The following is a 22,315-nucleotide window of genomic DNA, read 5'->3' on the forward strand; positions in this document are numbered from 1 at the left end:
TTCTTCGCACGCGCATCGAGACGAGGACGCCTGATGCAGATCACCCACCTTCGAATGTCCGGCTTCCAATCGTTCGGCACCGACCCGACTGAGATCGCCCTGCGCGACGTCACCTACGTGCTCGGACCTAACGGCGCCGGCAAGACGGCTGTGCTCGAGGCGCTCTCGCGGCTCTTCAGCCCGCTGTCGGCGCAGCGCAAAGTTCGTCACTCGGACTTCCACATCCCGAATGGGCAGACGGCAGCAGATGTGCATGTCGCTAGCCCCGTGCTGTGGATCGAGGTAGACCTTGAGGTGCCCGAGTCGGGCGCATCAGGCGACCACGCTTCGGTCCCGCCCAACTTCGCGCACATGCGAATCGCTACGGAGGACGGGGTTCCGCGGATCCGCGTCCGCCTCACCGCCACTATCGCTCCCGACAATGTGATCGAGGAGAAGCTCGAGTACATCCTCGAAGCGGATGCGGACGGAGAACCGCTGCAGCGAGCCGACATGTCGCGCTTCGACCGCGCCAACATAGAGGTGCACTACCTGCCTGCGCGCCGCGATCCGGCCGAGCACATCGCTTACACGACCGCGTCGTTGGTCGGTCGCGCGCTACGCGCTGCGGATTGGACTGCCGAGCGCGCGACACTGTACACGCTGTCGAAGAGTCTCACCGACGCGCTTGCTGACAATGACGCCGTAAAGAGCATCGGTGTTCAGCTCGCGGGGGAGTGGAAGGGTCTCCACTCCGGCGCCTTCTTCACCGACCCGTCGATTGCGTTTGGCAGTGGCGATCTAGAGAGTGTGCTCCGCCAGCTTACCGTTTCGTTCGCACCGTCCCCGGCCGGCTCGTCGCTTCCGTTCGATCGGCTAAGTGACGGACAGAAGTCATTGCTCTACATCTCACTCGTGCTCACCTGGCAGTCCCTCGCGCGGGAAGTGCTGAATGGCACCGAGACCTCGTTCGATCAGCACCGCCTGCGCCCTCCCGTTCACACCGTGATCGCGCTCGAGGAGCCGGAGAACAGCTTGGCTCCGCAGTACCTCGGTCGCATCATCCGCCAGCTCCGGACGGCCGCAGAGCACGGCGACTCGCAGTCCCTCATCGCGACGCACTCACCGGCCTTGCTCCGCCGGGTCGATCCTGAGTCGATCTGCTTCCTGCGCCTCGACAGCTCCCGCCAGTCGCAGGTGCGCCGCATCCTGCTACCAACGACGAGCGATGAGACAGGGAAGTACGTGCGTGAAGCCGTGCTCGCATTCCCAGAGCTCTACTTCTCGCGTCTGGTCGTTCTTGGTGAGGGAGATAGCGAGCAGATCGTGTTGCCTCGCGTCCTTGCTGCGGCCGGCGTCGCCGAGGACGATGCCTCAGTCTCGGTCGTTCCGCTCGGCGGTCGCCACGTCAATCACTTTTGGCGTCTCCTCCACGAGCTGGAGATCCCACACGTGACGTTGCTCGACCTTGATTCCGGGCGCCATCAGGGCGGCTGGGGTCGCGTTCGGAACGCGCTGAAGCAGTACAACAAGCTGACGCCCGGCACGTATGCGGACGCGTCGATCGAAGGCCTTCGGAAGTGGAACGACGTCGTCGACTTCCCGGAACTCGTAGATCCGTGCATCGCTGGCGGCGTGGGCCCCGTCAACTCCCTCGAGACAAAGGGCGTCTATTTCTCGCACCCCGTCGATCTCGACCTCATGATGCTCGAGGCGTTTCCGGATGCCTACGGAGTGGAGTCTGTTGGTACGCCCGACGACAAGACCATCGCTGCGGTGCTCGGCAAGTCGCATGCGAACGAGGATCGCCTCCCGAGCGGCGTCCGCGAGCTCTTCGACGACTATCACCGGCTGTTCGATCTGAAGAGCAAGCCTGCGTCACACCTTCGGGCGATGGCGGCGCTGACCGACGAGGAGCTACTCGAAGACCTTCCCGAGGTACTCGAGCGGCTCGTCGCGGACGTGCGTGCGAAGCTGGGGGCCCTTCCCGAGTGATCCATCCCAATAACTGGCATCCGGTCGGCGGACTGGAGCTCGAACCGAACGCGCTGAAGGCCGTGCGTGAAACGGCAGCCAACATCGTTGTCACCGCCGGCCCTGGCGCGGGTAAGACCGAGCTGCTGGCGCAGCGTGCGGACTTCCTCTTCCGAACCGGCGCGAGTCCGTATCCCAAGCGGATCCTGGCGATCTCATTCAAGGTCGACGCAGCCCGCAATCTTCAGTCCCGCGTTCGACTGCGCTCCGGCTCGCAGTACGCCGCTCGCTTCGACAGCTTCACCTTCCACGCCTTCGCCAAGCGGCTCGTCGACAACTTCCGTCCAGCGCTTACCGGCCTGAACGCCCTCAACGCGGACTACCGGCTCGACGCGCGTGCCCGAATTCAGAACGAGCAGATCACCTTCGACGACCTTGTACCGCTCGCCCTGGAGATCCTGAAGAAGAACGAGTACGCACGAGAGGCGCTTCGGCAGACCTACAGCCACGTCTTCATGGACGAGTTCCAGGACGCCACGACCGAGCAGTACGCCTTCTTGAAGGAGGCGTTCGAGGGTACCGGCGTGCAGCTCATCGGCGTTGGCGATACTAAGCAGCGCATCATGCGCTTCGCGGGCGCGCTCGACGGAGTCATGGCGACCTTTGCTGCAGACTTCAGCGCAACCGACCTGCAGTTGTACCAAAACTTCCGATCGAAGCCGCGCCTGCGTCGGATGCAGAACCGCATGATTCTCGAGATGGATCCGGGTGCCGCGAGCCCGGACGAAGATCTTGTCGGCGACGAAGGCGTGCTCCAAGCGCTGCGCTTCGAGACCGACGAAGACGAGGCAGCCGCGGTGGCCTCGTTGATCCAAAAATGGCTTGAGGCGGGTGTTCCTCCTCGGGAGATCACGGTGCTGGCGCGGCAGCAGCCCCACCTCATCACGAGTGTCCTTGGCGAGCACCTCACCGCCGCTGGTATTGCGTATCGCAACGAGCAGCAGTTTCAAGACTTGACGACGGAGCCGGTCGCAGCACTGATCTTCAACTACCTCCGCGTCGTAGCGGATGAGGGGCGACCGTCCGCCTATACCGAGCTGGTGCGCGTGGTGACCCGCGGTGGAATCGAGGAGGTGGACGGCGTGTTGGACAGCAAGCTCCGCGCGCTGCTTCGCGACGCTCGCCTGGCCGTGCGTGTGCCAGGCTTCGATGCCGCCGAGTACTCGTCGTGGAATCCACTCATCAGTTCGTTCCTAAAGTTCGTGACGCGGCCGTCACTCAATGCGCTGTCGCCGTCGTATCAACAGGGGGACCGGCTGAAGCACGTGATCAAGGAAGCGACCGGCGCTTTCAAGCGCGAACTGGCGATCGACGGCGATCCGATTGCGGCACTCGACCGGCTGTCGGAAGAGGACGCCATCCGGATCTTGACGGTACATAAGTGCGAGGGTCTCGAGTTTGAGAAGGTCGTCGTCTTCGGAGTCGAGCCGCAGTTTTTCTGGGGCAATGACAGCGACGTGAAGGCTGAGTTCTTCGTCGCCATTTCACGGGCCAAGGACGAGCTGGTGCTCTCCACGGCTCGTCACCGCGTGAAGCCAAATGGGGCGAGTTACCGCTGGAGTGAGGACTCGCCTCCGCACGATGAACTTCTGGGGTATGCCGATGAATCCTGAATCCGCACGAGGTACGAGCCCGTTAGATCCGGCGGTGCTCACGGAACTCCATGCTGTCAACTTTGAGGAGCTCGAAGCTACTACACACGAGGTGCCTTTCGTCCGTGAGAGCTTTGAGCTGCTGAAGGAGACGTCGATGTTCCTGGCCGCGGTCGCGGGCATCCGCACGGAGGGCCAGACTGACGGACTCTCGCGCAACCACGCGATTGTCATCGGTCACTACGCCCGCATGATCAAGCTTATGACGACCTTGATCCGCCAGATCGCTGATGGGCACGGCGGGGATCAGCAGATCGCGGTGAGCCGCGAGTTCATGGATTCCGTCTCGACGGTGATGTATCTGCTCGGCGATCCCGGGGACGGAAGCCGGTACACGTCCTACGTGATGAACAGCCTCATCGCGGAGCGCGAGTTCTTGAAGGACGTTCGCGAGCAGGTCGCTCAGCGCAGTGACGTCATGCTACCGATCGAGGAGCGAATCAATCGCTCTATCGCTGAAATGCTGAAGGCCGCCGGGGTGCGCGAAGAAGATATCCCCTCACGCCGGAAAAACGGCTGGCCCAACGCCCAGGTGCGTCTTGAGCTTCTCGGGCCAACCGCCTACGCGGCGTATCGGACGGGCTCCGGTGCCGTACATGGGAGTTTCGCGGATATCTACAAGCACCACCTCGACGAGGTGAGCGGGGGCTTCGAGATAGAGCTCCGGCCGCAGCCATTCCGCCCGCAGCCGCTGCTCTCGATGGCGCTTCTGTCCTTGATTACCCTTGGTGACTACAACCGCATCTTCCTCGAGATGTCGATTCCGGACGTCCTCCAAGAGCGGGGCCGTGCGCTGATCGCGCTACTGGAAAAGACTGACGAGCTCCACGAGCGATATATCAATGAGCGGCGAGGAAACCGCGATCAGGACGAAGGAACAACATCATGACCGGGTCAACTGACAGCCCCGGCGGACTTCAGATCGTCGTCGAGAACCTGAGTGATGAGGGCGCCAGGCTTCTCGCCGCCGGCATCGAGTCGAGCGGAGATGGCGGCGCTCTCGCGCAGCTGATCGGCTCAGTCACGAACGCACTTCGACCTGAAGATCGTGCGAAGACGCGACTGGTGATCACCGGCGATCTCGTTGCGACAGTGAACGCGCGCGAGGACCGGACCGGCACCCCCTTCACGATGGAGCGCGGAGCGGGGGTAGTTGCGGCGAAGACCATGCCGCCGAACGCCGATGGATTCGTCGACATTCTGATCCCCGTCTACTGGCTCTTGCCACTCGAAAGCGCGCAGGAAACCGCAGAGCAGTCCGGACTGATTCAGCATCTCGCCGCGCACGAGGCAGTCCATGCCAGCATTCATCACATCGGCGACGAGCCCTTCGATCTGCACGACCGCGAAGAGTTCGGCTACGCGTCGATGAACTTCGTCTCGATGGCGAGCGAGCAGATCGAGGAGCACCTGGCTGAGTACCTGGGCTCCCAGGTCACGGGGCGCGAAGTCGAGCAGTCCGCAAGCAACGTCGAGGCATCGATCGAGGCATGGCAGGAGACGCTGGCTACGGAGCTGCCCGCGATTTCCGAAGACGACCCTGACTACTTTCAGCGCGGCATGCTCGCGACGTTCAACGCGCTGCACATCCTCTGGAAGACGCTCGCCTATCTAGCCGCGGCGCTTCGTACCGAGGAGGGGTTCCGTCCTGTACCCAGCGAAATTGCGATGCTCCCAGGCTGGCGTCAGCACATCGAGCCGTGGTGGGACCGATATGTGGAGCTTCTCGGCGACATTCCGATGACGGTCGAGGTCGATATTGCCGCTACTGACGAAGTGGTTCGCGAAATGGGGCTTCACCTCCAGACCTGGGCGGACGAGCTTGGTTTCGACTTCCACGACACACCTCAGGGCGGGTTCTTCAGAATCAAGCTCTGGGATTGAGGCCTCGCCGACATCGTGGGCTATCCGTCGACGACGACTCCGCTGACCTTGCTCTCGTAGTCGACGTCCATCGGCATGAAGCTGCCATGGAGGAACAGTCCAGACTTTCTCGGGGGAATGATGCCGTCCGGCGGCAACGTCACCGCGGCCCGATCCACGAGCGGACGGTTGCCAATGACGTACTCCGGCAGGCGCCCGATCACCAGCGTGGGATACGGCGCAACGCCTTCTGGCATCTCCTCGCCGAAATGGCGCTTCGCTCGCGCGTGGAACATCGCGGCGTAGACGTTCGCGATCATCCAGGCTTCCGCCACCACCACACGGACATCGACCCGCAGCGAGATAGCTTCCAAACCTTGCTTCGGCTTGACGTGCGGGCGGCTGAGGTAGGTCAGCATAAGGTGGTCGAAGATCGGCACCGACTTCCCTTCGCCAAGGCGCTCAGTGGAATCTGGCCGAGATCGTCCGGGGGCGTCGTGATCAGCTCGATGCGGACGTCGCCGCGCGCGGTGAGGGCCAGGCCGTGCTTCACCTTGTGGGCAGCGTTGACCGACAGCTCGTCACCGGTCAAGAGCGAGCAGCAGTCGCACGTGTCGGCTGGTCGCTCGCCGGTCAGCGCCGACACCGGCTGCTTGCACGCGTCGCCACGCCACGCCTCGAGTCCCTCGCGGACGGCGAAGACGACGACGACGAGTCCCGCCACCGGGTCCGCCCAGGTCCAGCCGAACAGGGTGTTCAGCAGCAGTCCGACGAGGACCGCGGCGGAGAGGTAGCTGCACACCAGGGTCTGCTTCGAGTCGGCGATCGCGGAGGCCGAACCGAGCTCGGTGCCGGTCCGCCGCTCGAGCAGGCTGAGGAACGGCATGACGGCGAGGCTGATCGCCGCGAGGACGATGCCGACGGTGCTGTGCTCCGGTTCGCGGACGCCGGTGAGTGTCAGGCCCGCGTCGACGGTGACGTACAGCGCGAGGCCGAAGAACGACACCGCGATGAGCTTCAGCGCGGCGCGTTCCCGTGCTTCGGGGTCGCGGCCGGCGAACTGCCACGCCACGGCGCCGGCGGAGAGCACCTCGACGACGGAGTCGAGACCGAACCCGATGAGGGCGGTCGAGGACGCGACGGTGCCGGCGCCGATGGCGACGACTGCCTCGATGACGTTGTAGGTGATCGTCGCGGCGACGATGAACCGGACTCGCCGCTGCAGCACCAGCCGACGCGCGGCGGACGCAGGCGTGCGGAACGGCGCGGCGGCCGTCATGCGCCGGGCCCGCAGCAGAGCGGGACGTCGCAGTCGGCGTCGGTGCAGCCCGTGCCGTCGTCGACGGCGAGGACGACGTCGACGAGGGACTCGAGCGCGCGTGTGAGGTGCGGGTCCGCGATGTCGTACCGGGTGCTCCGCCCCTCCGGCGCGACGACGACGATCCCGCACCCGCGCAGGCAGGCGAGATGGTTCGAGACGTTCGTGCGGGTCAGCCCCAGCTCCTCGGCCAGGCGAGCGGGGTATCCGGGGCCGTCGAGGAGTCGGAGCAGGATGCGGGACCGGGTCGGGTCGGCGAGGGCCCGCCCGAGTCGGTTCAGCACGTCGAGCCGCGGCGCAGTGGTCAGCACTTAGTGACCATACAGTGAGCGCTGACCAGACGCGACCGTGCCGCGGGTTCTCCACAACCGTCCACCCGGACGGCCGGGCATCGTGCCCCGTCCCCTACGATTGTCAGCGTGTCCAAGGTCCTGAGCAGTCTCCCCGTCGGCGAACGAGTCGGCATCGCGTTCTCCGGAGGTCTCGACACCTCCTGTGCCGTTGCCTGGATGCGCGAGAAGGGCGCGGTGCCCTGCACGTACACGGCCGACATCGGCCAGTACGACGAGCCGGACATCGACGCCGTGCCCGGTCGTGCCCACGAGTACGGCGCGGAGATCGCGCGGCTCGTCGACGCGAAGAGCGCCCTCGTCGAAGAAGGCCTCGTCGCCCTGCAGACCGGCGCCTTCCACATCCGCTCCGGCGGCAAGACGTACTTCAACACGACGCCGCTCGGTCGTGCCGTGACGGGCACGATGCTCGTCCGCGCGATGAAGGAAGACGGCGTCGACATCTGGGGCGACGGCTCCACCTACAAGGGCAACGACATCGAGCGGTTCTACCGCTACGGCCTGATGGCGAACCCGCGTCTGCGCGTCTACAAGCCGTGGCTCGACTCCGAGTTCGTCGAGGAGCTCGGCGGCCGCAAGGAGATGAGCGAGTGGCTCGTCGCGCGGGGCTTCCCGTACCGTGACTCCACCGAGAAGGCGTACTCCACGGACGCCAACATCTGGGGCGCCACGCACGAGGCCAAGAGCCTCGAAGAGCTCTCCAGCGGCCTGGACATCGTCGAGCCGATCATGGGTGTCGCCGCCTGGCGTGACGACGTCGAGGTCGCGACCGAGGTCGTCTCCGTCCGCTTCGAGGCCGGTCGGCCCGTCGCGATCAACGGGGTCGAGTTCGCCGACGCCGTCGCACTCGTCTACGAAGCGAACGCCATCGGTGGCCGCCACGGCCTCGGCGCGTCCGACCAGATCGAGAACCGCATCATCGAGGCGAAGAGCCGCGGCATCTACGAGGCCCCCGGCATGGCGCTGCTCCACATCGCCTACGAGCGCCTGCTCAACGCGATCCACAACGAGGACACCGTCGCGTCGTACCACAACGAGGGCCGCCGCCTCGGCCGCCTGATGTACGAGGGCCGCTGGCTCGACCCGCAGTCGCTCATGCTCCGCGAGTCGCTGCAGCGCTGGGTCGCCTCCGCCGTCACCGGTGAGGTCACCCTGCGTCTCCGTCGCGGCGACGACTACACGATCCTCGACACCACCGGCCCGGCGCTGTCGTACCACCCCGACAAGCTCTCGATGGAGCGTGTCGGCGACGCCGCGTTCGGCCCGGACGACCGCATCGGGCAGCTCACGATGCGGAACCTCGACATCGCGGACTCGCGTGCGCGCCTCGAGCAGTACGCGGCCGCCGGCCTCATCGGCGGGGCGACGGGTGAGCTCGTCGGCGAGCTCGAAGCCGGCGAGTCCGAGGAGATCCTCGGTGGCGCCGTCGTGACCTCCGACGCGGACGACGCGCTCGGCCGCGCGACGGACGCGGCGTCCGAAGGCGCGGCCTTCGACGCCGGCACCGACTGATCGGAACCAAGCCACAGACGGACTGGAGGCTCGGTGCCAGATGGCACCGAGCCTCCAGTCCGTCATGGGTGGCGACCCGGGCCGCATCGCACCCCGTCATGCACGCCGCGCCCCGTCGTGAGCGGGCGCGTTGTCCACACTGGGGTGCGACCCCGGCGTCAGGACAGCACCGACTCCACCACGTCGGCGACGATGTCGGGTCGGGTGACGAACGGGTGGTGCCCGGTCGGGACGTCGACGGCACGTGTCGCGCGTGCCGCGTGCGAGCGCTGGAGCGCGACGGTGGTGCTGCGGTCGTCGGTGCACACCAGGTACGTGGAATCGACGCCCTGCCAGCCAGCAGCGCTCGTCGGGGTGACGAACGCGGCGGCGGTCTGGGTGGTCACGCGCTCCCAGGCGGCGCGCTGCACGGACTCGTCGGCGTCCTGCAGGAACCGCGCGCCGAACGAGGCGGCGTCGTAGCCCGCGACAGCGAGGGTGCCGTCCCCTGCGTCGCCGATCGACACGGGGTCCGGTTCGTCGGCCATGATCGCGCCCTGCGCCTGCCCGACGTCGGGCAGGTACGACGACACGTACAGCAGGTGCCGGACGGCCGGGTGGGGTCCGGCCTCCGCGATGACGGTGCCGCCGTAGGAGTGCCCGACGACGATCGCCTCGTCCACCTCGTCGAGTGCTGCGCGGAGTGCGGCGGCATCGGCGACGAGGCCACCGGCGGGGCGGCCGGACGTGGTCTCACCGCACGACGGGAGTTCGACGGCCCGACTGCGGATCCCGGTCCGTTCGGACAGCATGTCGGCGGTCGGCTGCCACCACCAGGCACCGTCGCGGACCAGGGCGCCGTGCACGAAGAGGAGTTCCATGGTGTCGACGCTACGACCTCAGCGCTCCAGGTGGGCGTAGTCGGGCAGGTCGATGCGGTCGGCAGGCGGGGTGAACAGTCGCCCGGCGACCTTGCCGACGAGGGGCGTCGACCCCGCGCGGACGGCGAGCCCGAACAGCGCGACGCCGGCACGCGACCTCGGGTTGGCGACGCGTGGTGTGCCCGGCGGGAGCTGCTGTGCCTGGTCGACGTACGGCCGCATGATCCGCTCGTACCCGCGGAAGGCGTCCCGGTGGTCGACGTGCGCGGCGAGCTCCCCGGCCAGGACGTACGCCCCGGTGATCGCGAGACTCGTGCCCATCCCGCTGATCGGTGAGGCACAGTACGCGGCGTCGCCCACGAGTGCGACGCGGCCGGACGTCCACCGGGGAGCCCGGACCTGGCCGATGGACTCGGAGTACAGGTCGTCGGCGACGTCGAACCCGTCGAGGACCCGCTGCGCCTCCCACCCGGCGTCGGCGAAGCGCTCGCGGAGGCGGGCGCGCTGGGCGTCGACGTCCCGGAGCTCGGCACCGGCCTGCTCGCGCGTGCGGTCGGTGAGGAACGACATCGCCGCACGGATCGTGCCGTGCGCGTCGGGGCGCAGGGTGACGGACCGTCCGCCCGGAGCGCTGTACCACCGCCACCAGTCGTCGTCGGCGGCCGTGCGGGGGATCGTCGCGTACGTGGTCTCGAGGCCGAGGGACCGGATCGTCGGCTCCTTGCCGAAGACGAGTCGCCGCGTGGACGACCCGATCCCGTCGGCCGCCACCACCAGGTCGAAGTGCTCGGACGGTGCGTACTCGAACTCCACGCGGACGGCGTCCGCGCCCTCGTCGTCGTGGATCGCGGTGATGCGGTCGCCGTAGCGGTACTCGGTGTCGGCGGTGGTCTGCGCGACGAGGAGCGCGGCGAGGTCGCCGCGCAGGACCTCGAGTTCGGCGGTCGCGCCGCCGGAGTCCGTCGTGCCGGCGGGGAACTCTGCGATGACGCGGCCGCTCGGTCCGATGAAGCGGGTGCCGACCTCGCCGGTCGTTGCGCGACGGATGTCGTCCTCGATGCCCATCCGGCGCGTGACCTCGCGGCCGGCACCCCGCACGTCGACGTTCTGCCCGCCGGTGCGGAGCGCTGGTGCGCGCTCGACGACGATCGTCTCGTACCCGTACCGGTGCAGCCAGTACGCCAGGGCGGGACCGGCGATGCTCGCGCCGGAGATGAGGACGCGTCTGCGGGTCATGGTGCTCCTTCTCGCAGGGTGGGGTGGGCCGGTCGGGCTGGTGGGCCGGTCGGGCTCTCCGATTCAACCGGAGCGAGCCTGCACGCCGCCGGGCTTGGGGTGTACCACCAGGGCGTTCCACGTCCGGGCTGCGGCTCGTACCGTGGTGGGCATGTCGAACAAGGACGACGTCAAGGAGTTCCTGACCTCCCGTCGTGCACGGGTGACCCCCGAGCAGGTCGAGCTCCCCGGGGGTCCCGGCCGTCGGGTGCCCGGTCTCCGGCGGACCGAGGTCGCGATGCTCGCGGGCATGAGCGTCGAGTACTACGCGCGTCTCGAGCGCGGGGACCTCTCCGGGGTGTCCGACGTCGTGCTCGCGTCCCTCGCCGATGCGCTGCTGCTCGACGACGCGGAGCGGGAGCACCTCTTCGACCTCGCACGAGCAGCCAACGCGTCCCCGGTGCGGCGCCGTCGACGCCAGCCTGCGCAGTCGGTGCGCACGAGCATGCAGTGGGCGCTCGACGGCTTCACCGCCGGTCCCGCGTTCGTCCGGAACGGTCGGATGGACGTCATCGCGGAGAACCAGCTGTTCCGCGGCCTGTACTGGGACATGTACGCGCAGCCCGAGCGTCCGGTGAACCTCGCCCGGTTCACGTTCCTGCACCGCGATCTCGCCGAGCGGTTCTACCCGAGCTGGACGACGGCCGCGGACATCAACGTCGGGATCCTCCGCACCGAGGCCGGCCGGAACCCCGACGACCGGGCACTGCAGGACCTCATCGGCGAGCTGTCCACGCGGAGCGACGAGTTCCGGACCCGCTGGGGTGCCCACGACGTCCGGCACCACGCGAACGGCAGCAAGCACTTCCACCACCCGGTCGTCGGCGATCTCGACCTCGTCTACGAGGCCATGGAGCCGATGGGCGACCCCGGACTGAACTTCCTCGTGTACTCGGCCGAGCCCGGCTCGCCGACCGAGGACTCCCTCCGGTTGCTCGCGAGCTGGGTGGCGACGCAGGAAGACGAAGCACGACAGAAGGAGCGCCATGCAGATCGATCCAAAGCAGCCCACGACCAAGAACCCGCCTGAGCAGTTCGTGGGCGACGTCTACCTCGACCCGATCGCCGGGCCGAAGGAGTCGGGCCAGACGATGACCGTCGCCAAGGTCCGCTTCATGCCGGGTGCCCACACCGCGTGGCACTCGCACGCCAAGGGGCAGACGCTCCACGTCACCGAGGGTGTCGCCCTGATGGGCACGCGTGACGGCGGCGTCATCGAGGTCCTCCCCGGGCAGACGGTGTACACGCCCGCCGGCGAGGAACACTGGCACGGCGCGACGCCGGACGACTCCATGGAGCACCTCGCGATGCTCGACCTCGCGGACGACCCCGCGACCTGGCTCGAGCACGTCAGCGACGAGGAGTACCACCGCCCGTGAGCACCATCGCCATCATCGGAGCAGGAAAGGGCCTCGGCATGGCCGTCGCCCGGCGATTCGGACGCGAGGGCTTCTCCGTCGCGATGATCGCCCGCAACCAGCAGCGCGTCGACGCACTCGTCGAGACCCTCGGCGGCGAGGGGATCACCGCAGGCGGCTACACGGCGGACGTCCGCGACCAGGGCGCCCTCCGCACCGCGCTCGTCCGTGCGAGCGAGGACCTCGGCCTGATCGAGGTCCTGCAGTACAGCCCGCTGCCGGCGAAGGAGTTCATGCGCCCGGTCCTCGAGACCGTCGCCGACGACCTCGTCGGCCCAGTGGAGTTCTCGATCTACGGCCCCGTCACCGCGGCCCACCAGGTCATCCCCGGGATGCGGGCGCTCGGCCGCGGCACGATGCTGTTCGTCAACGGCGGGAGCGCGGTCCGGCCCGGGCCCCGGGTGACCGGGACGTCCGTGGCGTTCGCGGGGGAGAGCGCCTACGCGCAGCTCCTGCACAACGCCCTCGCCGACGAGGGCATCCACGTCGGCCAGGTGATCATCCCGTTCGGGATCGACGACGGAGATCCGTCGCACTCGGGGGAGTCCGTCGCCGAGCGCCTCTGGTCGATGCACGTCGAGCGCGGCGACTTCCGTGTCTACGCGGAGGCCATGCCCGACTGAGTCGACGGTGCCGACGACGGCGGCGGCGCTGCCGTCGCTGTCGTCGTCCCCGCCGCCGGCGGCTGTGCCGCCGCTGCCGTCGTCATCGCCGCCGGACGAGCACCACGCTGTCGAGGAGCTCGTGCACGGTCCCGTCGTCGCGCTGCACCGATCGCGGCCGGATCTCCGCAGCGACGACGTCCCACTCGTCGGGCGCGAGCGCAAGGGCGTCCAGGTCGTCCGACGGCCTCGGGAAGCGGTGGCCGTGGAACTCCTCGGAGACGCCGCTAGGAGGCGCGGCGTGCGCGGTGACGAGCAGGTGCCCACCGGGTGCGACGAAGCGGGTGGCCCGGTGCAGGATCGCGTCGCGGGGGATCTCGACCGGCCAGGACTGCAGGAAGGACGCCGTGACGAGGTCGAAGCGCTCATCGGTGTCCCAGACGGCGAGGTCCGCGGCGACGAAGGTCGTACGGTCCTCGAGCCCGGCAGCCTCCGCCGCAGTGCGTCCGCGGTCGGTCGCTGTGCCCGACAGGTCGACGCCGGTCGCCGCCCACCCCCGCGCCGCGAGCCAGAGGACGTCGCCGCCTTCCCCGCACCCGAGGTCGAGCGCACGCAGGTCCCGCGGATCCCGTCCGCTCCGCGGCGAGACGTGCCGTTCCACCGTGTCGGCGAGCACCGCGTTCACCCGGCCGGACCACATGCGGTCCTGGTCGGCGTAGCGGGCTTCCCAGTACGTCGCCGGGTCGGGAGACGCGTCTGCGGAGATGTCGTGATGCTCGTGCATCGTGCAATCCAGCCACACGCCGCGCTCGTCGGGCAAGCCCCGTTGCCGGATCAGCAAGGACCGGTGCTACTCCGTGGGGACCGGGTCGGCGTGCTCGATGCGGGCGCTCGCCGTTGCCATGTGCTCGTCCATCGCACGCTGGGTCGCCGCGACGTCGCGCGAACGCATCGCGTCGAAGACCGCACGGTGCTCGCGGTACGCGGCCTCGGTCGCCTCACGCGTGGTCACCCGGCGACCGACCCACACGCTGAGCATCGAACGGAGGCTCTGCAACAGGTCGGCGAGCACGTCGTTGCCACCGGCCCGGGCGAGCAGGATGTGGAAGCGGACGTCGGCCTCGATGAAGGCGGTCGGATCGTCGAGCGCCGCGTCCTGCTGGTCGAGGGTCGCGCCGAGTGCGTCGAGTTCCTCGTCCGTCGCGCGCTGCACGGCGAGGATCGCCGCCGTCCGTTCGAGCGACGAGCGGATCTCGAGGAGTTCCCGCGTCCGGTTGGACGCGAGCATCAGGCCCCAGGACAGCGTCGTGGGGAGGAGGTCCGACGTGCCACCGCGCAGGTACGTGCCCGAACCCGGCCGGATCTGCACGATGCCGAGGATCTCGAGTGCCGCGAGCGCCTCACGGACGGCCGAACGACCGACCCCGAGCCGCTCGGCGAGGACGCGCTCGGACGGCAGGCGCGACCCGGGGGCGAGGTCGCCGGCGGTCAGCAACGAGACGAGCTGACGGGCGACCTCCGAGGCGGGTGAACCCGTCGGCACGGACTCGAGCTCGAGTCGCATGTTGAGCGGGTCGTTCTCGCTGAACGCGGGCATGGGGAGATCGTACCGTTCGGTCAACTGGTCAACCGGTTGACAAATACGAAGGGTGCGATGCACACTGTCCTGGGCGCGCCGAAGCGCCCCGAACTCGTTCCGGAACCCGCACACGCAGCCGTGCCGGACGAGCTCGACCACCCCATCGAGCAGGAGTCATCGTGGACATCCCCGCCACGCGAGGTATCCCCACCTCCGTCGTCGAGAAGACGACCATCCGCAAGATCTCCATCCGCATCGTGCCGTTCGTGGCGCTGATGTTCTTCATCAACTTCCTCGACCGCACCGCGATCTCCTTCGCGGCGCCGAACGGCATGGAGGCGGACCTCGGTCTGACCGCCGCGCAGTTCGGTTTCGCCTCCGGTGTGTTCTTCATCGGCTACCTCGTGCTCGAGGTGCCGTCCAACCTGGCCCTGCACAAGTTCGGCGCGCGGATCTGGCTCGCCCGCATCATGATCACGTGGGGCGTCGTCTCGCTGCTGTTCACGTGGGTGCAGAACTACCCGCAGCTCGTCGGCCTGCGCTTCCTGCTCGGCATCGCCGAGGCCGGGTTCTTCCCCGGCGCGATCCTGTTCCTGTCGACGTGGGTACCCGCACGCCACCGCGGCAAGATGCTTGCGCTGTTCTACCTCGCGCAGCCGCTGACGAGCGTCATCGGCTCCCCGCTCGCCGGTTGGCTGATGACCCACGAGGGACTGCTCGGCGGACTCGCGGGCTGGCGCTTCATGTTCCTCTGCGTCTCGATCCCCGCGATCATCGTCGGCATCCTGTGCCTCTTCGTCCTCAAGGACAAGCCGTCCCAGGCCAAGTGGCTCGACGAGGACGAGAAGGTCTGGCTGGAGACCGCGCTCGCCAAGGACGCCCAGGGAAAGAACGACGGCCACGGCAAGGGTGGTCTGCGCGCCGCGTTCGGCAACGGCCGCGTCTGGATGCTGGCGTTCGTCTACTTCGGCTTCATCTACGGGCTCTACGCGCTGAGCTTCTTCCTGCCGACGATCATCGACGGCTTCCAGGAGCAGTTCGGCACGTCGTTCGACCTGTTCCAGAAGGGGCTCATCACGGCCATCCCGTACGTGCCCGCCGCGGTCGTCCTGTACTTCTGGTCGCGTGACGCCTTCCGCCGCGGCGTGAAGGTCTGGCACATCGCGCTGCCGGCGCTCGTCGGCGGCGTCAGCATCCCGGTGGCGCTCTACATGAACTCCCCGGCGGCCACCGTCGCGGTCATCGCGATCACCGCGTGCTCGATCTTCGCCGCGCTGCCGAACTTCTGGACGGTGCCGACGCAGTTCCTGTCCGGTGCCGCAGCGGCCGCCGGTGTCGCGCTCATCAACACCGTCGGCAACCTCGGTGGGTTCGCGGCGCCGTACATCACGGGCGCGGTCAGCGAGTGGACCGGCGGGTACCAGATCCCGATGTTCATCGTCGGCTTCTTCATGATCCTGTCGAGCGTGCTCATGGTGATCGTGTCCCGACAGCACCGCGGCACCGGCGATGCCGGCTCCGCACCGACGACGACCGACGCCGAGCGCGCGGTCACCACGGAGGCAGGCGCATGACCCGGCTGTTCAACGACCCGGCGGACTTCGCGGACGAGATGGTGGACGGGTTCGTCGCGGCGAACCGGGCGTGGGTGCGGAAGGTGCACGGTGGTGTCGCCCGGTCCACTGCGTCCACCGACGGCACGGTCGCCCTCGTGATCGGCGGCGGGTCGGGCCACTACCCGGCGTTCGGCGGGCTCGTCGGCCACGGGCTCGCCGCCGGTGCGGCGATGGGCAACCTGTTCGCCAGCCCGAGCGCGCAGCAGGTCGCCGCGGTCGCCCGCGCAAGCCAGCACGGCGGCGGCGTGTTGCTGAGTTACGGCAACTACGCCGGCGACGTCCTCAACTTCGACGCCGCCGCCCGGGCACTGACCGAGGCGGGGATCGAGGTCCGCACGGTGCGCGTCACCGACGACGTCGCGTCGGCGCCGGCGGGCGAGACGCACAAGCGGCGGGGGATCGCGGGGGACCTGTGCGTGTTCAAGGTCGCCGGTGCCGCCGCCGAGCAAGGCAAGTCCCTGGACGAGGTCACCGCCGTCGCCACCCGTGCGAACGAGCGCACCCGGTCCTTCGGCGTCGCGTTCTCCGGCTGCTCCCTGCCGGGCGCGGACGAACCGCTCTTCACCGTGCCGGAGGGGCGGATGGCGATCGGGATGGGGATCCACGGTGAACGGGGCATCGACGAAGCCGACGTCCCCACCGCCGACGGCCTCGCGGAACTCCTCACCGACCGGCTCCTCCAGGAGCGTCCGGAGGGCGCCGGAGACCGGGTCGTCCCGATCCTCAACGGCCTCGGCAGCGTGAAGTACGAGGAGCTGTTCGTGGTGTTCAACGCTGTGCAGCAGCGCCTCACCGATGCGGGCATCACGATCGTGGAGCCCGAGGTCGGGGAGCTCGTCACGTCGTTCGACATGGCCGGGGTGTCGCTGACGCTGTTCTGGCCGGACGCGGAACTCGAGCAGCTCTGGGCAGCACCCGCGAACGCGCCCGCGTTCCGGAAGGGCGCTGCGGTCGCGCAGGAGCGTCTCCCCGAAGACGTCCTCACCGCCGGTGCGCAGGTCCAGGTCACCCCCGGCACCCCCGAATCCCAGGAGTCCGCCCGCGTCGTCGCCGAAGCGATCACCGCGATCCGCGCGACCATCGACCGCCACGCCGACGAGCTGGGTCGGATCGACGCGGTCGCCGGTGACGGCGACCACGGCATCGGCATGCAGCGCGGCTCCACCGCCGCCGACGCGGCAGCACGCGACGCCGCCGAACGCGGCGCAGGCGCCGGCACGGTCCTCACGATCGCGGGAGACGCGTGGTCGGACAAGGCCGGTGGCACGTCCGGCGCGATCTGGGGTGCCGCACTGGAGGCTCTGGGTCGCGTCATCGGGGACGAGGAACGTCCGACAGCGGCGACCGTCCAGCGCGCGGTGTACGCAGCCACCGACGCGGTCCTCGCCTTCGGCGCGGTCGTGGGCGACAAGACCATGGTCGACGCCCTCGTCCCCTTCGACGACGTCCTCACCACCCGCATCACCGCCGGCGACGACCTGACCACCGCCTGGTCCGAGGCATCAGCGGCCGCCACCAGCGCTGCCGACGCGACCGCGTCCCTCCTGCCCCGCATGGGCCGGGCGCGCACCCACGGTGAGGACGCCGTCGGCACACCCGACGCCGGCGCGATCTCGTTCGCCCTCATCACCGCAGCGGTCCTGTCGACGATCTCCGTCCCGGCCTGACCCGCACGCACCCCCTGAAAGGCATCACCATGAGCACGCAGTTCCGTCTGGTCGTCGGTTCCGACGACGCCGGGTTCGACTACAAGGAGATCATCAAGGCCGACCTGGCGAAGGACTCGCGCGTCGCGTCGGTCGTCGACGTGGGCGTCGACGCGGACGGGCACACCGCCTACCCGCACGTCGCCGTCGACGCGGCCCGCATGGTCGCGAACGGCGACGCCGACCGGGCGATCCTGATCTGCGGCACCGGGCTCGGTGTGGCGATCGCGGCGAACAAGGTCCCCGGGATCCGTGCCGTGACCGCGCACGACTCGTTCTCGGTCGAGCGGTCGATCCTGTCGAACGACGCGCAGGTGCTCTGCATGGGGCAGCGCGTCGTCGGAGTCGAGGTCGCCCGCCGGATGGCGAAGGAGTGGCTCGGCTACGAGTTCGACCAGACCTCCGCCAGCGCCGAGAAGGTCGCCGCGATCTGTTCGTACGACGGCTCGGCTCCGGTCGGCACGGACGCCTGATGACGGCCACGGCAACGCCCCGACTCACGATCGGGGTGTCACTGAAGATGTACTTCGGCCACGCCCGGACGCTCGAGTGGGCGTCCACCGTGGCCGACATCGCCCGCGAGCACCCCGCCGTCACGAGCGGCGCCGTCGACCTGTTCGTGATCCCCACGTTCCCGTCTCTCGTCCCGGTCCGGTCGGTCCTCGAGGGCACCCCGGTGCTCCTCGGTGCCCAGGACCTGGCGTGGGCGGACGAGGGCGCGTTCACCGGCGAGGTCTCCGGGCGTGAGCTCGCGGAGATCGGCGTCGACCTCGTGGAGATCGCGCACGCGGAGCGTCGCAGCCTGTTCCACGAGACGGACGACGACGTCGCCGGGAAGGTCCACGCTGCCTTCCGCAACCACCTGCGTCCCCTGATCTGCGTTGGAGAGGCGACCCGAGCCTCCCGTCCGGAAGCGATCTCGGACGTGACGGCGCAGCTCGACCGGTTCGTCTCGACGGCCGTCGCCGACGGCATCGCCGGCCCGGTGATCGCGGCGTACGAGCCGGTCTGGGCCATCGGCGCGCCGCAGCCGGCGCCGGACGACCACATCGTCGAGGTGCTCGAGGGCATCGAGGCGCACCTCGCGACCCGGCCGGAACTGGCCGGGAGCGTCGTGATCTACGGCGGGAGCGCCGGACCCGGCCTGCTCACCCGGGGGCGGGGCGGCATCGGAGGACTGTTCCTCGGCCGCTTCGCGCACGACCCCGAGGCGATCAGGACGATCCTGGACGAAGCGCAGGCCCTGGCGGTGACCGCATGACGTCGCTGCTCGGGCTCTCCACCTACGCCTACTTCTGGCGGATGTCCGACCGTGTGCCGTCGCCGATGTCGCTCGACGACGCGATGCGGGACGCGGCGGCGCACGGGGTCGACCTCTTCCAGATCTGCGACCACCTGCCGCTCGACACCGCGTCGGACGAGCGTCTGGCTGCCATCCGCTCGCTCGCCGGGGAGCTCGGGCTCGTGCTCGAGGTGGGGACCAGGGGGACCGCGCCGGACCACCTCGCGCGGTACCTGCACATCGCGGTGGCGCTCGGCGCGACGCTCGTCCGCTCGATGTGGAGTTCCGGCGACGACCTGCCGTCCGGCGACGAGACCGAACGCCGGCTGCGTGCGGCGCTGCCCGCGTACGAAGCCGCTGGCGTGACGCTCGCCCTCGAGACGTACGAGGTCGTGCCGACCGCGGACCTCGTCGCCGTCGTCACAGCGGTCGCGTCCCCGTCCCTCGGGATCTGCCTGGACCCCGCGAACACCGTCGCGAACCTGGAACACCCGTCCGACGTCGTCGCCGCGTGCGCCCCGCACACCCGGAACTGGCACGTCAAGGACGCCGACTTCACCCGCTCGCCGGGATGGGTCGGGTTCCAGTACACCGGCGTCCCGATCGGCACCGGACGCATCGACCACGTGGCCGTCCGGGACGCGATCGACCCGCACGGCCGGGACATCAACCGGGTCATCGAGTTCTGGCTCCCGTGGCAGGACGCCACCGTGGGCGCAGACGGCGATCCGGCACAGACCACCACGCGCGTCGAGGCGGCGTGGACCGAACACACCATCGAGTACACCAGGAGCAAGGAATCATGACCGACACCGCCATCAGCCACACCATCGCAGCAGGTTCCGGCACCGCCGACGTCACCGTCGCCGTGATCGGTGCCGGCGGCAAGATGGGCACCCGCGTCTCGAACAACTTCGCGAAGAGCGAGTACACGACGCTCTACAGCGAGGCCTCGCCTGCGGGTCAGGAGCGCATCGAGGCCCTCGGCCGATCGATCACCGACAGCCTCGACGCCGCGAAGGCCGCCGACGTGGTCGTCCTCGCCGTCCCGGACGTCCTGCTCGGCACGATCTCGGAGCAGCTCGTGCCGGTCATGCGGCCCGGAGCGACGATCCTGACGCTCGACCCCGCCGCCGCGTACGCCGGGCTGCTCGCGAAGCGCGAGGACATCCACTACGCCGTCGCGCACCCGTGCCACCCGTCGGTGTTCCTCGAGCGCACCACCAAGGAGGAGTGGGACGACACCTTCGGTGGCATCGCCGCCCCGCAGGAGGTCATCGCTGCGTTCGACGCGTCGGAGTCCCTCGGTGACGAGGGCGACGTCGCCAAGGCCGTCGCCGAAGCCGTCATCTCGACCATGTACGCGCCCGTCATCCAGGTGCACTGGGTCACCGTCAAGCAGCTCGCCGTCCTGGAGCCGACCCTCGTCGAGACGATCGCCTGCATGATCGGCGACTTCCTCAACGACGCCCTGGAGGAGACCGTCACCGGTGTCGGGGTTCCCCGTGAGGCCGCTCGCGCGATGCTCTACGGCCACACCTGGATCGCGCTGACGAACGGGCTCCGCGGCTCGAACCCGTTCTCGGACGCCTGCCACATCGCGATGGGCTACGGCCGCGACAAGCTCATCAAGGAGGACTGGAAGCAGGTCTTCGACGACAGCGAGCTCGACAGCGTCATCGCGAAGATGCTCAAGATCGACGCCGTCAAGCGCTGACGCCGTCCGCTGGCGCCGTCCGCTGACCGCGGCGGCGCGGCCGGCCGGCCCCCAGTTCCTCGAGCAACGCGTCGACGGCGTGCTCGAGGGCCGGGAGCGCCACCGCGCCGTACCCGAGCACGACCCCGTTGCCGGCCGACCCCTGCGTCACCTCGTAGTCCGCGAGCTCCGCCACGAGGACCCCGCGCGACGCCAGCCGGGCGACGACGTCGGCGGCGGCGGGGTGACCCGGCCACGAGACCACCGCGTGCAGCCCGCCGTTCAGGGCCCGAGCCTCCAGTCCGGTCGTGCCGGACGCACCGGCCAGCCGCGCCGCGATCAGCTCCCGTCGGTGCGCGTAGTCGCGCCGCACCCGCCCCAGGTGTCGGCGGAACGCGCCGGTCCTGAGCAGGTGCGCGACCGCCGCCTGCACGGGCTCCGCGACGACCGCACCACGCGCGACGCGTGCCGCGACGACGGCTTCGGTGACCACGGCGTCTGCTGCCCGGTCGTGGTCGGGCAGCACGACGTACGCGCAGCGCAGCCGCGGGTCGAAGGTCTTCGAGAACCCACCGACGTGCAGGACCGACGCGTCGAGCGCGGCGAGGGCCGGGACGGGCTGCCCGCGGTGCCGGAACTCGGAGTCGTAGTCGTCCTCGACGACGAGCGTTCCCGTGTCGGCGGCCCAGGCGAGCAGACGCTGCCGGCCCGCGACCGGCATCACCGAGCCGAGCGGGTACTGGTGGGTGGGCGTGACCATGACGGCGTCCACGGCCGTGTCGGCCAGGTGTGACAGCGAGATGCCGTCCGGCCCGACGGGAACCGGCACGACGATCCCGCCCGCACTCGCGACCGCACGGTGGCCGGAGCGGTAGCCGGGGTCCTCGACGGCGACGCGCGGTGGGCGGCCGAGCGCGTTGCGGAGTGCCTCGGTCACGAGCGACACCGCGTCGGAGGTCCCGGCGGCGACGACCACCCGCGACGGGTCGGGGGCGAACCCGCGGCTCAGCCCGAGCTGCACGGCGATCTGCTCCCGGAGTGCCGGCAGGCCGAGCGGGTCGGACATGGTGTTCCGGAGTGGCTGGTCCGCCGCCGCACGCCAGGCGGCGCGCCAGTCCCGCGCGGAGATCGCGGTGACGGCAGGGATCCCGGGGCGTGCGTCGACGACGCCGGCCTCCGGAGCCCGCGCCGCCCCGGCGGCCCGCGCAGCCCCGGCGGCCCGCGCAGCCCCGGCGGCCCGCACAGCCCCGATCGCCCGCGCGCCCCCGTCCGCGGACGGGTTCGTGCCCGCGCCCGGGGCCGGGTCCACCGACGCGACGACCCGCGCCGCCGCCCCGTGCCTGGTCCGGATGTACCCCTCGCCGTCGAGCTGCTCGTACGCCGCGACCACCGTTCCGCGGGCGACCCCGAGCTCGGCAGCGAGCACTCGCGTCGAGGGCAGGGCGTCCCCGGCGCGGAGCGTCCCGTCATGCACCATGCCGCGCACCCGGGCGACGACGCCGGCGGTCTTCCCGAACTGGTCCATCGCACTCGATCCGATCTGGACTACTGACTGGTCCACTCCCGAACCTAG

21 protein-coding genes and 1 pseudogene are annotated in these 22,315 nt (G+C 69.3%); 14 read left to right on the top strand and 8 right to left on the bottom strand.

The window, feature by feature from the left end; genetic code table 11:
• The first annotated feature begins 33 nt into the window (after window positions 1-33).
• Genes AAEP80_RS09650 through AAEP80_RS09665 form a run of 4 tightly spaced genes read left to right on the top strand, consistent with a single transcriptional unit; the run spans window position 34 to window position 5,549 of the window.
• A complete protein-coding gene (locus AAEP80_RS09650) occupies window positions 34-1,974 on the top strand; it encodes an ATP-dependent nuclease (protein ID WP_420364236.1) in 1,941 nt (646 codons plus the stop codon).
• A complete protein-coding gene (locus AAEP80_RS09655) occupies window positions 1,971-3,626 on the top strand; it encodes a UvrD-helicase domain-containing protein (RefSeq protein ID WP_420364237.1) in 1,656 nt (551 codons plus the stop codon). The genes AAEP80_RS09650 and AAEP80_RS09655 overlap by 4 nt, the downstream gene beginning before the upstream one ends.
• A 34-nt stretch (window positions 3,627-3,660) precedes the next feature.
• Entirely contained in the window at window positions 3,661-4,554 is an 894-nt protein-coding gene (locus AAEP80_RS09660) for a DUF5677 domain-containing protein (protein WP_420364238.1), read from the top strand.
• Window positions 4,551-5,549: a hypothetical protein gene (locus AAEP80_RS09665; RefSeq protein ID WP_420364239.1), complete on the top strand. Its 999-nt coding sequence runs from the start codon at window positions 4,551-4,553 to the stop codon at window positions 5,547-5,549. Before AAEP80_RS09660 ends, AAEP80_RS09665 begins: the two co-directional genes overlap by 4 nt.
• A gap of 20 nt (window positions 5,550-5,569) precedes the next feature.
• Here the strand turns inward: AAEP80_RS09665 and AAEP80_RS09670 are convergent, their stop codons facing one another.
• The 3 genes and pseudogenes from AAEP80_RS09670 to cmtR form a co-directional block, all read right to left on the bottom strand.
• Entirely contained in the window at window positions 5,570-5,968 is a 399-nt protein-coding gene (locus AAEP80_RS09670; protein ID WP_420364240.1) for a hypothetical protein, read from the bottom strand.
• A 158-nt stretch (window positions 5,969-6,126) separates the two neighbouring features.
• Window positions 6,127-6,807 (bottom strand): annotated as a pseudogene (locus AAEP80_RS09675) (cation diffusion facilitator family transporter); the annotation flags it as partial.
• A complete protein-coding gene (gene cmtR, locus AAEP80_RS09680) occupies window positions 6,804-7,157 on the bottom strand; it encodes a Cd(II)/Pb(II)-sensing metalloregulatory transcriptional regulator CmtR (protein WP_420364241.1) in 354 nt (117 codons plus the stop codon). The pseudogene AAEP80_RS09675 and the gene cmtR, both read right to left, overlap by 4 nt.
• 108 nt (window positions 7,158-7,265) lie before the next feature.
• Between cmtR and argG the strand changes: the two genes are divergently transcribed.
• The gene (gene argG / locus AAEP80_RS09685; RefSeq protein WP_420364242.1) at window positions 7,266-8,708 is read left to right on the top strand and encodes an argininosuccinate synthase; all 1,443 of its coding nucleotides are present in this window, start codon (window positions 7,266-7,268) and stop codon (window positions 8,706-8,708) included.
• A 158-nt stretch (window positions 8,709-8,866) separates the two neighbouring features.
• Here the strand turns inward: argG and AAEP80_RS09690 are convergent, their stop codons facing one another.
• Both AAEP80_RS09690 and AAEP80_RS09695 read right to left on the bottom strand, forming a co-directional pair.
• Window positions 8,867-9,568, bottom strand: coding sequence for an alpha/beta hydrolase (locus AAEP80_RS09690; protein WP_420364243.1), 702 nt, complete (start codon window positions 9,566-9,568; stop codon window positions 8,867-8,869).
• 18 nt (window positions 9,569-9,586) lie between these two features.
• Window positions 9,587-10,804, bottom strand: coding sequence for an FAD-dependent monooxygenase (locus AAEP80_RS09695; protein ID WP_420364244.1), 1,218 nt, complete (start codon window positions 10,802-10,804; stop codon window positions 9,587-9,589).
• Window positions 10,805-10,955: 151 nt separating this feature from the next.
• Here AAEP80_RS09695 and AAEP80_RS09700 point away from each other — a divergent pair, with 151 nt between their 5' ends.
• Genes AAEP80_RS09700 through AAEP80_RS09710 form a run of 3 tightly spaced genes read left to right on the top strand, consistent with a single transcriptional unit; the run spans window position 10,956 to window position 12,884 of the window.
• Window positions 10,956-11,873: a helix-turn-helix domain-containing protein gene (locus AAEP80_RS09700; protein ID WP_413602307.1), complete on the top strand. Its 918-nt coding sequence runs from the start codon at window positions 10,956-10,958 to the stop codon at window positions 11,871-11,873.
• A complete protein-coding gene (locus tag AAEP80_RS09705) occupies window positions 11,830-12,222 on the top strand; it encodes a (R)-mandelonitrile lyase (RefSeq protein WP_420364245.1) in 393 nt (130 codons plus the stop codon). Before AAEP80_RS09700 ends, AAEP80_RS09705 begins: the two co-directional genes overlap by 44 nt.
• A complete protein-coding gene (locus AAEP80_RS09710) occupies window positions 12,219-12,884 on the top strand; it encodes an SDR family NAD(P)-dependent oxidoreductase (RefSeq protein WP_420364246.1) in 666 nt (221 codons plus the stop codon). The genes AAEP80_RS09705 and AAEP80_RS09710 overlap by 4 nt, the downstream gene beginning before the upstream one ends.
• 82 nt (window positions 12,885-12,966) lie before the next feature.
• Here AAEP80_RS09710 and AAEP80_RS09715 read toward each other — a convergent pair whose 3' ends face one another.
• Both AAEP80_RS09715 and AAEP80_RS09720 read right to left on the bottom strand, forming a co-directional pair.
• Entirely contained in the window at window positions 12,967-13,647 is a 681-nt protein-coding gene (locus AAEP80_RS09715; protein WP_420364247.1) for a class I SAM-dependent methyltransferase, read from the bottom strand.
• Between the two features lie 66 nt (window positions 13,648-13,713).
• Complete coding sequence (locus AAEP80_RS09720; RefSeq protein WP_420364248.1) at window positions 13,714-14,460, bottom strand: FadR/GntR family transcriptional regulator; 747 nt, start codon at window positions 14,458-14,460, stop codon at window positions 13,714-13,716.
• 161 nt (window positions 14,461-14,621) lie between these two features.
• On the opposite strand from AAEP80_RS09720, the gene AAEP80_RS09725 reads away from it, so the two are divergent.
• The 6 genes from AAEP80_RS09725 to AAEP80_RS09750 are packed head-to-tail and all read left to right on the top strand — an operon-like array spanning window position 14,622 to window position 20,763.
• A complete protein-coding gene (locus AAEP80_RS09725; protein ID WP_420364249.1) occupies window positions 14,622-16,016 on the top strand; it encodes an MFS transporter in 1,395 nt (464 codons plus the stop codon).
• Window positions 16,013-17,725, top strand: a complete 1,713-nt coding sequence (locus AAEP80_RS09730) for a dihydroxyacetone kinase family protein (RefSeq protein ID WP_420364250.1) — start codon at window positions 16,013-16,015, stop codon at window positions 17,723-17,725. Before AAEP80_RS09725 ends, AAEP80_RS09730 begins: the two co-directional genes overlap by 4 nt.
• Before the next feature lie 29 nt (window positions 17,726-17,754).
• A complete protein-coding gene (locus tag AAEP80_RS09735; protein ID WP_420364251.1) occupies window positions 17,755-18,237 on the top strand; it encodes a ribose-5-phosphate isomerase in 483 nt (160 codons plus the stop codon).
• A complete protein-coding gene (locus AAEP80_RS09740) occupies window positions 18,237-19,025 on the top strand; it encodes a triose-phosphate isomerase family protein (protein WP_420364252.1) in 789 nt (262 codons plus the stop codon). The genes AAEP80_RS09735 and AAEP80_RS09740 overlap by 1 nt, the downstream gene beginning before the upstream one ends.
• On the top strand, window positions 19,022-19,852 hold the full coding sequence (locus AAEP80_RS09745) for a sugar phosphate isomerase/epimerase family protein (protein ID WP_420364253.1): 831 nt from the start codon (window positions 19,022-19,024) through the stop codon (window positions 19,850-19,852). The genes AAEP80_RS09740 and AAEP80_RS09745 overlap by 4 nt, the downstream gene beginning before the upstream one ends.
• On the top strand, window positions 19,849-20,763 hold the full coding sequence (locus tag AAEP80_RS09750; protein WP_420364254.1) for a phosphogluconate dehydrogenase C-terminal domain-containing protein: 915 nt from the start codon (window positions 19,849-19,851) through the stop codon (window positions 20,761-20,763). The genes AAEP80_RS09745 and AAEP80_RS09750 overlap by 4 nt, the downstream gene beginning before the upstream one ends.
• Here AAEP80_RS09750 and AAEP80_RS09755 read toward each other — a convergent pair.
• The gene (locus AAEP80_RS09755) at window positions 20,753-22,303 is read right to left on the bottom strand and encodes a PLP-dependent aminotransferase family protein (RefSeq protein ID WP_420364255.1); all 1,551 of its coding nucleotides are present in this window, start codon (window positions 22,301-22,303) and stop codon (window positions 20,753-20,755) included. The genes AAEP80_RS09750 and AAEP80_RS09755 overlap by 11 nt on opposite strands.
• Window positions 22,304-22,315 lie beyond the last annotated feature (12 nt).

Source organism: Curtobacterium sp. L3-7 (assembly GCF_048756585.1).
Classification (GTDB): Bacteria; Actinomycetota; Actinomycetes; order Actinomycetales; family Microbacteriaceae; genus Curtobacterium.